The organism is Virgibacillus sp. CM-4, from assembly GCF_000445495.1.
In the GTDB taxonomy this organism is placed as follows: Bacteria; Bacillota; Bacilli; order Bacillales; family Amphibacillaceae; genus Virgibacillus; species Virgibacillus salexigens.
Genome location: NZ_AUQA01000005.1, coordinates 194,744 through 208,371, shown reverse-complemented (window position 1 = coordinate 208,371; position 13,628 = coordinate 194,744). Strand labels below are relative to the sequence as shown.

The 13,628-nt window shown below is 37.7% G+C and carries 11 protein-coding genes and 3 riboswitches; of the genes, 8 read left to right on the top strand and 3 right to left on the bottom strand.

Going from position 1 to position 13,628, the window contains the following annotated elements; all coding sequences use genetic code 11:
- Positions 1–23 precede the first annotated feature (23 nt).
- From alr to M948_RS33085, 6 genes are all read left to right on the top strand, one after another.
- Positions 24–1,172 carry an alanine racemase gene (gene alr / locus M948_RS33110; protein WP_021290775.1) on the top strand — a complete coding sequence of 383 codons (1,149 nt, stop codon included), beginning with the start codon at positions 24–26 and terminating at the stop codon, positions 1,170–1,172.
- A 256-nt stretch (positions 1,173–1,428) separates the two neighbouring features.
- Positions 1,429–2,391: an AAA family ATPase gene (locus M948_RS33105; RefSeq protein WP_021290774.1), complete on the top strand. Its 963-nt coding sequence runs from the start codon at positions 1,429–1,431 to the stop codon at positions 2,389–2,391.
- The gene (locus M948_RS33100; protein ID WP_021290773.1) at positions 2,388–3,653 is read left to right on the top strand and encodes a DUF58 domain-containing protein; all 1,266 of its coding nucleotides are present in this window, start codon (positions 2,388–2,390) and stop codon (positions 3,651–3,653) included. Before M948_RS33105 ends, M948_RS33100 begins: the two co-directional genes overlap by 4 nt.
- Positions 3,650–5,839: a DUF4129 domain-containing transglutaminase family protein gene (locus tag M948_RS33095; RefSeq protein ID WP_021290772.1), complete on the top strand. Its 2,190-nt coding sequence runs from the start codon at positions 3,650–3,652 to the stop codon at positions 5,837–5,839. Before M948_RS33100 ends, M948_RS33095 begins: the two co-directional genes overlap by 4 nt.
- A 41-nt stretch (positions 5,840–5,880) precedes the next feature.
- Positions 5,881–5,982: riboswitch (purine riboswitch) on the top strand.
- Positions 5,983–6,120: 138 nt separating this feature from the next.
- Entirely contained in the window at positions 6,121–7,656 is a 1,536-nt protein-coding gene (gene guaA / locus M948_RS33090) for a glutamine-hydrolyzing GMP synthase (protein ID WP_021290771.1), read from the top strand.
- Between the two features lie 73 nt (positions 7,657–7,729).
- Positions 7,730–7,830, top strand: a riboswitch (purine riboswitch).
- Between the two features lie 189 nt (positions 7,831–8,019).
- Positions 8,020–9,354, top strand: coding sequence for an NCS2 family permease (locus M948_RS33085; RefSeq protein ID WP_021290770.1), 1,335 nt, complete (start codon positions 8,020–8,022; stop codon positions 9,352–9,354).
- A gap of 77 nt (positions 9,355–9,431) precedes the next feature.
- On the opposite strand, the gene M948_RS33080 is transcribed toward M948_RS33085, so the two are convergent.
- Together M948_RS33080 and msrA are read right to left on the bottom strand one after the other, a co-directional pair.
- Positions 9,432–10,607 carry an MFS transporter gene (locus M948_RS33080; RefSeq protein WP_021290769.1) on the bottom strand — a complete coding sequence of 392 codons (1,176 nt, stop codon included), beginning with the start codon at positions 10,605–10,607 and terminating at the stop codon, positions 9,432–9,434.
- 80 nt (positions 10,608–10,687) lie between these two features.
- Positions 10,688–11,212: a peptide-methionine (S)-S-oxide reductase MsrA gene (gene msrA, locus M948_RS33075; protein ID WP_021290768.1), complete on the bottom strand. Its 525-nt coding sequence runs from the start codon at positions 11,210–11,212 to the stop codon at positions 10,688–10,690.
- Between the two features lie 213 nt (positions 11,213–11,425).
- Between msrA and M948_RS33070 the strand changes: the two genes are divergently transcribed.
- Positions 11,426–11,995 carry an MOSC domain-containing protein gene (locus M948_RS33070; RefSeq protein WP_231378675.1) on the top strand — a complete coding sequence of 190 codons (570 nt, stop codon included), beginning with the start codon at positions 11,426–11,428 and terminating at the stop codon, positions 11,993–11,995.
- A gap of 45 nt (positions 11,996–12,040) precedes the next feature.
- On the opposite strand, the gene M948_RS33065 is transcribed toward M948_RS33070, so the two are convergent.
- Positions 12,041–12,475, bottom strand: a complete 435-nt coding sequence (locus tag M948_RS33065) for an Hsp20/alpha crystallin family protein (protein ID WP_021290766.1) — start codon at positions 12,473–12,475, stop codon at positions 12,041–12,043.
- Positions 12,476–12,690: 215 nt separating this feature from the next.
- Between M948_RS33065 and M948_RS33060 the strand changes: the two genes are divergently transcribed.
- Positions 12,691–13,320 (top strand): DUF2179 domain-containing protein, encoded by a 630-nt coding sequence (locus M948_RS33060; RefSeq protein WP_021290765.1) that lies wholly within the window; start codon positions 12,691–12,693, stop codon positions 13,318–13,320.
- Positions 13,321–13,444: 124 nt separating this feature from the next.
- A riboswitch (purine riboswitch) is annotated at positions 13,445–13,545 on the top strand.
- The last annotated feature ends 83 nt before the right edge of the window (positions 13,546–13,628 follow it).

Here is a 13,628-nt window from a genome sequence, read left to right as displayed (position 1 = left end):
GTGAAACATGAGGAGGTTTATTCATGTTCCAGTATGCGAATATGTTAGTAGAGAGTAATACCATAGCTGAAATCAATCTATCCGCATTTCATCATAATGTCCGTGAAGTAAAAACAAGATTGGCAAATGCGATGATGATGGCAGTTGTTAAAACAAATGCATATGGACATGGAATTGTTCCAATTGCTCAACAAGCGGTGAAAGCAGGGGTGGATAGGTTGGGAGTTACGAGCTTAGAGGAAGGTGTTATACTCAGGCAATGTGGCATCCCTGTTCCTATTCATATTCTCCCGCCAATTACCCCTTCTCAAGCAGAAGATGTTGTTTATTACCATTTAACGGCAACAATTAGTTCCAAAGCAGCTGCCCATGCAATTAGTGAAGTTGCTGTTCAACACGGAAAGGTTATGGCCGTTCATTTAAAGTTAAATACTGGATTACAACGATTTGGTGTTGAACCAAGTGACGTGCTTTCATTTTGCAGGTCATGTTACCAGTTAGAAGGGCTATACTGGGAAGGGATATATACCCATTTTTCTAATGCGGATGAGGGGGACTGGAAAACTACAAACGATCAATATGATTTATTTAAAGATGTAGTACAAATACTAAAGGCCAATGATTTTGAATTTCCGATCAAACATGTTGGCGCATCCACTATTGCACTTGAAAGAAAGGATTTGCATTTGGATATGGTACGTCCAGGTATCGCACTCTATGGGTATCATCCAGATGAAAGACAAGTGAATGATATTCATTTGAAAAGGGTCATGACCTTAAAAACAAAAGTCATTCATATTCGAAGTCTACCACCACAATCTAAGGTTGGCTACGGGGGAGAATATGTAACAAAAAAAGAGGAACGTATCGGCATACTGCCTATTGGACACGGAGACGGCTTTAAACGGTTACTATCGAATAATGGCTTTGTGTTGGTAGAAGGAAAGAAGTCAGAAATAATCGGTACCATTTCTTTAGATCAAACATTTGTTAATTTGACAGATATCCCCCATGTAGAGGAAGGAGCTGAAGCGGTTATTATCGGCGATCAAGAAAACCAAACAATTACTGCAAGAGATATCGCAACTTGGATTAACAGTAATATAGATGAAGTATTAGCTAGCTTAATGAGTAGAATTAAGCGTGTCTATGTGTATAGAGAAAAAGGATAGTTGTGTTAGTCCAATTATAAGTGTCTTATAAATACCTGTGGGCCATAGGTGTTTTTTTATGTTTATTTACAGACTAGTAGTATAAAAATCTATCGATTTGATCATGCTAGGTAACGATTAGACATGATGTCTGCCTTTCACTAGTAGGTCTTTTTTAGTATAGTATATAGTATATAGCTATAATAGGTAGATATGAACTGAAAAATAATTGAAAATTTACATAGTTTTAAATTTGTTTGTTGAGAGGGGTTCGTATATGGAAGGTACAAAGGTTTACAATCCAAAAATAAGTAATGTCATCCATAATATTAATAAAGTAATGATTGGGAAAGAACATGCAGCGGTTTTAAGTCTTGTTGCTCTATTAGCAAAAGGACATGTGCTTTTAGAGGATGTGCCGGGTGTTGGAAAAACGATGTTAGTAAAAACGTTAGCCAAATCACTAGATTGTGATTTTCGCCGCATCCAATTCACACCAGATTTACTACCTTCTGATGTAACAGGTGTTTCCATATATAACCCAAAAACGCTGGAATTTGAGTTTCGGGGAGGGCCTATATTAGGAAATATTATTCTAGCGGATGAAATAAATCGAACCTCTCCAAAAACACAATCTTCCTTATTAGAGTCAATGGAAGAAAAAAACGTGACAGTAGATGGGAGGACACTCTCTTTAGCAAATCCGTTCTTTGTGATGGCCACACAAAATCCGATTGAATATGAAGGTACCTATCCATTGCCGGAAGCACAATTAGACCGATTTATTTTGAAATTAAAGATGGGCTACCCAACGTTTGCTGAAGAACTTGAAATGCTGGAACGTACTTCTGGAGATCATCCAATCGAAACCATTGATGCTGTTATAAGTAAAGATGAACTAATAGTAATTCAGGAAGAAGTGAAAGCTGTCTATATTGATACAAATGTGCAACAGTATATCATCAATTTAATTGCTAGTACAAGATCAAATCCAGCGGTCTATTTAGGAGTAAGCCCAAGAGGGTCAATCGCTTTAATGAAAGCTGCGAAGGCGTATGCGTATATTATGGAACGGGATTATGTATTACCTGACGATGTTAAGTATCTAGCGCCATTTGTATTATCTCACCGGCTTATTCTTCATTCTGAAGCAAAATATGAAGGTATGTCTACAGATGATGTAATTGCCTCTATTATTAAACATACGCATGTACCGATTCGAAAGGAATTCCAATCATGACGTCTAGGTTCCGTGTAATAGCCAGTGGTATAGTAGTCGTCTCCTTTTTTTTACTTTTATTTTCGTATGCAATGTTTCAAGGTGGATTTGTCAGCTGGTTTCTATTTTTTAGTTTTCTACCTATTTTTTTATATGAATTGGGATTTTTATTGCATAGCATGAAAACATGGAAGGTTTCAAGACAATTATCTCATTATGTAATTAGAGCTGGTGATGGTATAGACGTAAAATTAGTGATAAAACGAAAATTACCATTTCCTTTGTACTATTGTATCTGTGAAGAGGTGGTACCAGAAACATTAAGAAAGATAGATACCAAGCATCAAAAATATTCATTGATGGATGATCCAGGTGAACTATACACGAATCGAAATTTAAAAAAGGTGTTCTTTCCGTTATGGAAGCGAACATTCACGATGACCTATCGGCTTGAACAATTGCCTAGGGGTGAACATCTCTTACAAACGGTTCGAATACGGACGGGAGATTTTTTTGGATTAGTTAAAAAAGAATATACTTTTCACGTAACTGATGTAATTATAGCTTATCCTAATGCCAGGCCGATTGTAACGAAGGAACAAATTAGCAGCTTCCAACAAGGTACTGCTTCGACTTCAGCATTTCAATTAAATAATTCCAATGTTGCGACCGGAATTCGGGAATACATGCCTGGAGATCGTTTTTCGTGGATCGATTGGAAACAGACAGCTAAAAAAAATACGGTGATGACCAAAGAATTTGAACAAGAAAAAAGTACGGACATTCTGCTCATGTTAGATAATGGCATTTACCCAGAAACGAATTATGTCGTCTATGAAGCGATGGTGGAAGTGGTCCTTTCCCTAATGGAGGGGTTGAAAAAACAAGCTAGTCAAGTTGGTTTAGTAACTATTGGAGAGAAAACAGTATATTTTCCTGTACATCATGACCCAGTCAAGTTAGATATGGTGAAAAATCATTTAACACGTATTCAGCCAGATGGGATTAAGCCTTTTTCGATTCGTGTTGAAAGTGAATTTGCCAAAGCAGGAGCTGGAAATGTAATCATCTTAGTAACGAGTCATATCGATATTGCGTTTATTGAAATCGTGAAGAAGATGAATCAACGAACGAAACGTATTGTACTTATTTTAATTCAATCAGCCAAGCATCGTGAGAAAAATCGTCTTTTCATTCATCAGTTGCAGTTTGAAGGTATTCATATCCATATATTGACAGAACAACATCTAATACAAAATCAATTAGAGGTGAAAGGAATATGATGAAATATGAACAAAGTAGACCGATTTTTTTCACTTCTTTATTGTATATTTGTGGATACATCCTTTTTTTAGAATGGTTGTATCCTTTGGAGCAGGTTACGGATACGCATAATTTAACTGTATTTGTTATTTACAGTGCTTTCTGTTTTGTTATTTCACTTTTTCAAATAAAGTGGTGGCTATCGTTTATTCTAAAAGGTGTCGCGCTTCTATTTATTGTAAATCATTTATTTTTTGAGACAACTTTTTTAAGTCCTATTTGGATGGAGCAGCTATTTCTTGATATTGGTTTTAATATGGATGCCGTATTATCACAAGCTTGGTATCAATTAACTCCAATGTTTCGTAGTGTTTTATTTTTATTACTCATTTGGCTTATGAGCTATCTTCTGCATTACTGGTTTGTTGTCATGAAGAAGATTTTGTTATTTGTCTTGCTTACATTCGTGTATTTGGCCATCTTAGATACGTTTACCGTATATAATGGAGCTTTGGCGATTATTCGAGCGTTTATTATATCGTTTATTGCGTTAGGAGTTGCGAATTTTAGTAAAGAAATGGATCGTGAAGCTATTTCGTTTCCATGGATGAAAAAATCTGCTGCGTGGATGATTCCTATCGTTGCGATAGTTGCCTTTTCTTCTGCTATAGGATTTGCAGCTCCAAAATATGATCCACAATGGCCGGATCCAGTCCCGTTTATTCAAAGTTCAGCAGAAAATGCTGGTATTGCAGGAGAAGGATCGGTTGTGCAAAAGGTTGGTTATGGTGAAGATGATACGAGATTAGGTGGCTCTTTTGTTCAAGACTATACACCGGTATTTCAGGCAAAAGCAGAGGAAAACCATTATTGGAGAATAGAAACGAAGGATGTTTATACAGGGAAAGGATGGACGAATAGCTCAGAGGCAAATTATGTACCAACAAATAGAATTCCTCCAATGTATGATAATACGGTGGATACGGAAGAATTAGAAGCAACCATTGAATTTCAAGGCAATACGTCGTTTGATAAAATTTTGCATCCATATGGTTTCAAAGAAATTTCGACACATAGAGGAAATGCATATGTTGACTTGAATTCGGAAGCAATACAACTGCGTGATGAGGGGTTTGAAGTTATAAATGATTTGAATACATTTACCGTTGATTATGATTACCCCACATTTAATATTGATAAGTTACGGGAAACCCCAACAATTAGAGAGTCATTAGATAGCTATACACAGTTGCCAGAGACTTTACCAGAACGTGTAAAAGAATTAGCCAAAGAAATAACGGCAGGAGAGGAAACAGCTTATGATAAGGTGAAAGCAATTGAGCAGTATTTCTCAACGAACGGTTTTACTTATCAAACAACAGATGTTCCCGTACCTAAGGAAGGTCAGGATTATGTCGATCAATTCTTATTTGATTCAAAAGTAGGTTATTGTGATAATTACTCGACTGCTATGGTGGTTTTATTACGCTCCATAGACATTCCAGCTAGATGGGCTAAAGGATTTACTGGCGGAGAAGAGATCGATTCGACATCAGACTATAATGTATATGAGGTTACCAATGCAAATGCCCATTCATGGGTAGAAGTTTTCTTTCCTGAAATAGGCTGGGTTCCATTTGAACCCACACAAGGATTTTCTAATCTTTCCGATTTTCAAACTTCCATGGCGGATACAGGTGCTGAACAGGATGATGTATTAGCCCAGCAAGACCAAGATGAGCAACAGACACCGGAAGAAACTCCTCAACCTTCACAGGAAGAAGAAAATCAAGAAGCTGAGGCTGCAATGGCTTCACCGTCTGAGGGAAATAGCTCATTCCATTGGTTATATCTCGTTATCCTACTTGTTATCCTTGCGTTGTTGGTATTTATTGGTTATCGAACCAGATTCAGGTGGAAAACAATAATAATAAAAAGAAAGTTTATGGCTAATTGGAATGCGGAGAACTATCAGGAAGCATATCATTACGTAATGAAACTATTACGACATCGAGGGGATGGCAAATTGCCAGATGAGACCTTAAGAGAGTATGCTGTTAAGATAGATCGAAAATATTCTACAGATGAAATGAAAAAGTTAACGCAGCATTATGAGCAGCTATTATATCGCCAAGAAATCAGAGAAGTTCCTAGAACGGAGATTGCGCAATTATGGCAAAATTTAATTAAACGGATATTGGCTTGACCTTCCTAACGTTGGTTAGTAGAATAGGGACATAATCCAACAAATTAATCAGACATGCCGTTCGTATATCCTCGATAATATGGGTCGAAAGTTTCTACCGGAGCACCGTAAATGCTCTGACTATGAAGGCAGAAGATCAGTATATCTGGATTTCTGCCTTTTTGCATTTAAGAGAGTGCGAATTTCGTTCTCTTAATCGCAGAAGGTAGGAATCCAGTTTTTGTTTTAAAAGAACAATGATGGGCGAAGCGGCGGATTAAATATAGATAGGAGCTATGCAGATGAACAACAATGAATTGGTTTTAGTATTGGATTTTGGCAGTCAATATAATCAACTAATCACTCGTCGAATTAGAGAACTTGGTGTATATAGTGAATTGCATTCACATAAGCTCACTGCTGAAGATATAAAGCGAATGAACCCAAAAGGAATTATTCTTTCAGGTGGGCCACATAGTGTCTATGATGAGAATAGTTTTCGTTGTGACCCAGAAATCTTTGACTTAGGTATTCCGGTTTTAGGGATATGCTATGGTATGCAGCTAATGTCGCTTCATTATGGTGGGAAAGTAGAAAAAGCGAAAAACCGTGAATATGGAAAAGCGCTTATTGACCTAAATGAAGATCCAATTTTATATAAAGGTACACCGAAGCAGCAAACGGTTTGGATGAGTCATGGAGATAAGGTAATACAGGAACCGGCAAATTTCCAAATCGATGCAACGAGTCAATCTACGCCAATTGCTGCAATGAGCCTTCCAGAAAAAGGCCTTTATGGAGTACAGTACCATCCAGAAGTGCGCCATTCTGAATACGGGAATCATTTACTAAAACAGTTTGTATTTGATGTATGTCAATGTGCAGGGGACTGGACGATTGAGAACTTCATTGACATGGAAGTAGAGAAAATCCAACAAAAGGTTGGCGATCGTAACGTCTTATGTGCATTAAGTGGTGGTGTTGATTCATCTGTTGTGGCTGCTTTAATTCATAAAGCAATTGGCGATCAACTCACATGTATCTTCGTTGATCATGGCCTGCTTCGTAAAAATGAAGCCGATGACGTTATGAAAGTGTTTGCTGATGATTTCCATATGAATATTATCAAAGTAGATGCAAAGGATCGTTTTCTTTCAAAACTTGAAGGGGTCGATGATCCGGAGCAGAAACGTAAGATTATTGGAAATGAATTCATCTATGTATTCGATGATGAAGCAGCGAAATTGAAAGATATCGACTTCCTTGCACAAGGAACACTGTATACAGATATTATTGAAAGTGGAACGGAAACAGCTCAAACGATAAAGTCACATCATAATGTTGGCGGGCTTCCAGAAGATATGCAGTTTCAATTGATTGAACCATTAAACACCCTCTTTAAGGATGAAGTCCGAGAGTTAGGTTCCCAACTGGGAATTCCTGATCATATCATCTGGAGACAACCTTTCCCTGGTCCAGGACTTGCTATTCGTGTATTGGGCGCAGTAACAGAAGAAAAACTGGAAATTGTTCGAGAATCGGATGCCATTCTAAGAGAAGAAATTGCTAAAGCTGGATTAGAAAGAGATATTTGGCAATACTTCACCGTACTCCCTAATATTAAAAGTGTGGGAGTAATGGGCGATGCAAGAACATATGACTATACGATTGGTATTCGAGCTGTTACCTCCATTGACGGCATGACGTCGGATTGGGCTCGTATTCCTTGGGATGTATTAGAACGAGTGTCTACAAGACTGGTTAATGATGTACAGCATATCAACCGCGTTGTGTATGATATTACTTCTAAGCCACCAGCAACCATTGAGTGGGAATAATCGAACAAAAACAATAAAAAAATATTCAACGTTCGTGTTTTGTTGACTTATGTAGAAAAAAATCGTATGATAATCCTATAAATAAAAAATAATGCGTATAATTTCGGGGATATGGCCCAGAGTTTCTACCAGACTACCGTAAATGGTCTGACTACGCAAAAAATAGATAGGTCAAGGATGTCATGGGATTTTCTCTGTATATGACAAATACGGCCTTTAATATTTTTTGCATAGAAGAACACTCTAGGGGAGAACCTTAGGGTGTTTTTTTATGTCCTATGTTTTTTATTGGGAAATGCAGAAAGATAGGTTATTTATATAGCAAGAAAGCCTGGATATCTGCTATTTGAAAGGGGAAGAAAAATGAAGAAGTATTTTCGCTTTAAAGAATTAGGTACGAACTATCGAACTGAATTTATGGCTGGATTAACCACATTTCTAGCTATGGCTTATATTTTATTTGTTAACCCATCCACTTTAGCGCTAGTAGGTATTGAAGAATTACCGGACGGCGTTACTCGTATGGATCAAGAGGCTGTATTTGCTGCAACAGCTATTGCGGCAGCGGTCGGTACGTTATTTATGGGAGTTATTGCAAGATATCCAATTGCTTTAGCACCAGGTATGGGATTAAATGCATTTTTTGCTTATACGGTCGTATTAGGTTACGGAATTCCTTGGGAAACAGCGTTAGCTGGCGTACTGGCATCAGGGATAATCTTTGTTATTCTCACATTAACTGGATTCCGCGAGAAAATTATTAATGCTATTCCAGCGAACCTTAAACTTGCTGTAGGAGCAGGGATAGGATTTTTTATCGCATTTATCGGTTTTCAGAACTCCGGAATCATTGTTGCGGATGATGCTACCTTGTTAGCACTTGGGGACATTACATCGCCATCTGTCCTGCTTTCGGTATTTGGGCTCGTAGTATCGGTTATCTTAATGGCGATCGGTATTCGTGGTGGGATCTTTTATGGAATGATTTTGACGGCAATTGCGGGTATGATTGTTGGATTAATTGATCCGCCATCTGGAATGAATGGTATTGTTGGGGAAGTACCAAGTCTTGCTCCGACGTTTGGACAAGCGTTCGCTCATTTCGGAGATATCTTCACCATACAAATGCTTGTTGTCATTTTAACCTTTTTATTCGTTGACTTCTTTGATACAGCAGGTACGATTGTTGCAGTTGCTAATCAAGCAGGATTTATTAAAAATAACAAGTTACCACGTGCGAATAGAGCGTTATTTGCTGATTCAGCAGCAACAGTAGTTGGGGCTTCCCTTGGTACGTCAACAACAACATCTTATGTGGAATCAACAGCAGGTGTTGGGGCTGGCGGGCGTTCTGGCTTTACATCTGTTGTAACTGCCTTGTTCTTCTTGTTAGCATTATTTTTCTCGCCATTACTAAATATTATAACTGCCGAAGTGACGGCGCCAGCTTTGATCATTGTTGGGGTTCTCATGTGTTCTGCATTGAAAGATATTGAATGGAATCATTTTGAAATCGCAGTACCTGCTTTCTTGATTGTTATAACCATGCCGCTTACCTACAGTATTGCAACAGGGATCGCAATTGGGTTTATCTTTTATCCAATCACCATGTTATTAAAAGGGAGAGGCAAAGAGATTCACCCTGTCATGTATGCTTTATTTATTATCTTTATTTTATATTTTATCTTCCTAAGTTAGTAACAAGATAGTCTTGGTAAAGAAGAATCTGAACGATTATCCATTCTATTCGGATAGTAGTTCAGATTTTTTCTCGTTTATCTTTCTTGGTCATGAACATAGGCTTCTTTTCCATAAGGGAGGATATGGTAGATGAATATTAATACGGTTCCTATTGAAGAAACGATTCCCATACCAGTGTAAAGTGTGCCACCACCATAAGAATCAATGAGTGCTCCTCCTACCAATGAACCAATTATACCTGATAATCCAAAAAAAGTTGCAAAGAAAACAAGATGCCCCGTAGATTGCAATAGCTTAGGAATCAATCGAGAAATATAGTTAAAAGACGCTAAATAAAATACTCCAAATGTTAAGCCGTGTAGGAATTGTAAGCCAATAATCTGGTAGGGGCTATCAGCAGCTCCATAGATAAACCACCGAATGCTGTAAAGTACTCCTGCAATAATAACAAAAACAAGTGGATGATACTTTCTGAACCAAAACCCTGCACTAGCGAATACAATCGCCTCTGTCACAACGCCTACAAACCATGCAGAACCAACTAAACCTTCGCTCCCACCAAGTTGTTCAATATATAACCCAATGAAACTGTCATTTGCACGATGCGTAATACTTAAAAACATAATAAAAAGTAAAAAGATAACAAACGGTTTACTTTTAACAATTGCGCTGACATCCTTTAATTGAATTGGATCTGACTCTACTTTGACGTCAGTGAGTCGGAATGTCACAAGTAATGCAAGTGCTCCGAAGAATAAATAAGGAATAATCATATACTGAATCCCAACTCTAGTAAGGATTTCACCAATGATTAAGGATGACGTTGCAAAGCCGACAGATCCCCACCAACGAATTTTTCCGAAGGACACACCTAATTCATCCGCTCTTCGTTGCGCAAGGCTATCTCCTAATGCACCAATGGGTGTGACGAAGAAATAAAAAATAGCCCCCATTAAAATAATTGCAATTAAGGTTTCCATTTGGAAGAAAATAATGCTTGTGATGAGTAAGCCGATGATACAGACTTGGATGACCCGTTTTACCGTTTTATATTTATCACTCATGTAGCCCCAGAATGGCTGTGCAAAAATCGCGGCAAGTGGACCAACCGCTAACACGTATCCAATTTCATTACCGTCTAAGCCTTTGTATTTTAAATACAAGGGTAAATAACTAAGAATAATGGTGTTTGTGGCATGAAAGGCAAACAACAACATCTTCAAGGGTGTTAAGGATTGTTGATTAGACAAATATCTCGCTCCTGACTTTATAAAACGTTATCATTTTATGGCATAAATTAACCTCTGCAGCGAGAGGGTTAATTTAGGCGTTAATTATTCCAAAATTTTTCTATAAATTCATCTCTTCCAGATTTAGCACGATCTTCCTTATACGCTGTTTCATTTTTTTTGTAGAAATCTTGATGATACGCTTCAGCTGGATAAAAAGTAGAAGCAGGAAGTATCTTGGTTACGATTGGCTTTGTGAATTTGCCGCTAGCGGCTAGGTTTTCCTTTGATGCTTCTGCAGCTGTTTTTTGCTCTTCATTATAATAAAAAATAGCAGTACGATAAGAATCTCCACGATCTTGGAATTGACCGCCATCATCTGTAGGATCAATTTGTTGCCAGTACACATCTAAAATAGTTTGATAGGATAGGATGGAAGGATCATAAATAATCTCAACCGCCTCATAATGCCCTGAATCACCAGTTTTAACATCTTCATAAGTCGGGTTGGATAGATGGCCGCCTGTATATCCGGATACGACCTGTTCGACGCCATCCCATTGGTCAAACGGTTTTACCATACACCAGAAGCATCCTCCAGCGAATGTAGCTCGTTGTTTCGTCATTTTATCCCTCTTTCGCCGTACATATTTTCATTTGCCATTAATTTATATAGAATAAAGATACTATATCATATTTAATAAGGGCGTGACATGATGGAAGAGCCATTTATTCATAAAGTATTTATAGAAAAGGAGAAAAAAACGGGAAATTCGGATAGGCTGGATTCACCTTCGAGTAAGAGCAGAAATAAAAACCCTATACAGGAGAAGCTTTGGTTGAGTGAGCGCGGGTTCATGACAGATGCATTGACAGAGGAAAACCAAAATAAGCAGGTTGAACAAGCAGTTTTGGCTTATCCAATAAAACATTATTATAGATGGCAAGAAGAGTTACAGCTAGAGAATATCGAGGTTGGCTCCATGGGCGAAGATTTTTCGGTACTAGAAATGGATGAGTATTCTGTATTTATTGGAGATATATACCGTATTGGAGATGCGGTTATACAGGTAGCGCAGCCCCGTCTACCAACGTGGCATATAGCTGAGCGTTTGCGGGTTGAGGATTTAGCAGTACGGATGCAACGTACGGGACGTACCGGCTGGTATTTTCGAGTGCTGAAAGAAGGGTTTATTCAGGCTGGAACAGATATAGATTTAATGGAACGACCAAATCCGAGATGGTCCATTGCAGCTTGTAATGAAATCATGCATCTATTCAAGGAGGATTTACGATTAGCTGAAGAGCTTATGCATTGTCCGGCACTTGCAAAAACATGGAAACAAGCATTGAAAAAAAGGTTATTGGGATTACCGTCGAATGAAAAGAAACGTTTATATGGTATTTAAAAAGCAGATATGCCACGAACTTAGGTTACCCGTGGCATATCTGCTTTAGCTATCCTCTAATACATGAACATTGATTCTATTTTTCCGACTTGTATCTGAGATTAAACGATGTAGTTGAATATAGACAAGGCCATTTTTGTAAGTAGCCTTAATTTTATCAGAACGAACGGGGAATGGTAGCGATATGCTTCTTTCGAAAACTCCTTGCAGAATTTCCTCTTGTACGACAAACCCTCGGGCATTGTCAATGTCAATTGACCCCTTGAGCTCTAAAGTCGCGTAGTCAACATATACATTAAGTTTATCAAGATCTGTTAATCCGGGTATATTAACTACACAGAAAAGTTCATTATCCGTTTGATATAGGTTTATTTGTGGAATGTTAGGTTTTATAATGCCTTCAAATTCATTCCAAAAGCTGTCGCCAAAGAAATGGTCCATATTCTTTTTCCAATCGGACATTTGCTGAAACGGGTCCAAATGATCACCTCATTTTAGATTTAACCTGATATATGAAAAGGGGACTTAGAAAGCATAGGGAATCATTGTTCCAGGTTAAGGTTTTTCATATTATCCTTACATTAGCCTATGCCCATTTGTGTGGATGGTGAATAGGAAATGAGCATGAATATAAAATGATTTCATATGATTGAAAAATAAGGTATGCTTAGCTTATAAATATAGGAGGGTTTCGCTTGTTAAGTAATGCATTTATAATGGTTGCAATTATTCTTGTGATTAACATTGTCTATGTTTCTTTATCCACTGTACGAATGATTTTAACCTTGAAGGGCAGACGGTATATCGCCTCCATAGTGAGTATGTTTGAGATAGTTATCTATGTGTTAGGGCTAGGGCTTGTATTAGATAATCTTAATGAAATACAAAATTTAATAGCCTATGCCATTGGTTTTGGGATCGGTGTTATTTGTGGTTCGAAAATTGAGGAGAAATTGGCATTGGGATATATAACCGTTAACGTCATTTCTTCTGATCCAGATATTAAATTTACTAGAATGTTACGTGACAAAGGGTATGGTGTGACAAGCTGGTATGCATATGGAATGGATGGAGACCGGTTATCGATGCAGATTCTCACACCTCGAAAATATGAATTAAACCTTTATGAAACGATTAAAGAAATTGATCCGAAGGCGTTTATTATTGCTTATGAACCAAAACAAATATATGGTGGTTTCTGGGTCAAGCAAGTTCGAAAAGGTAGATTAATGAACCCTAAGAAACGGGCAGAAGAGGATGTAGCAGGTAATAAGCGACAACAGGTCGATGCTGCTTCAACGCAATCATTAGACGATCAAGAGTAGGCCACTGATGGCTTGCTCTTTTATATTTGGTTAATTGCATAAAAACCGAACATTAACGAAAAAAAACAATAAATTGTTCGTTATTTTATTGACATAGCCTTGTTTCCTTGTTATTCTTAAGTCGATCGAACAAAATATAGATCCTCATATAAAACTGAGAATACGGCTCAGAAGTTTCTACCCAGCACCGTAAATGACTGGACTATGAGGGAAGTAGAATCGTTGTGCTAAACAATGATTTGTTTGAATGGATGAAAGACAGGTCTATTCTCTTCTCTCATTAGCCCTGAGGGTAGAAGAATAGACTT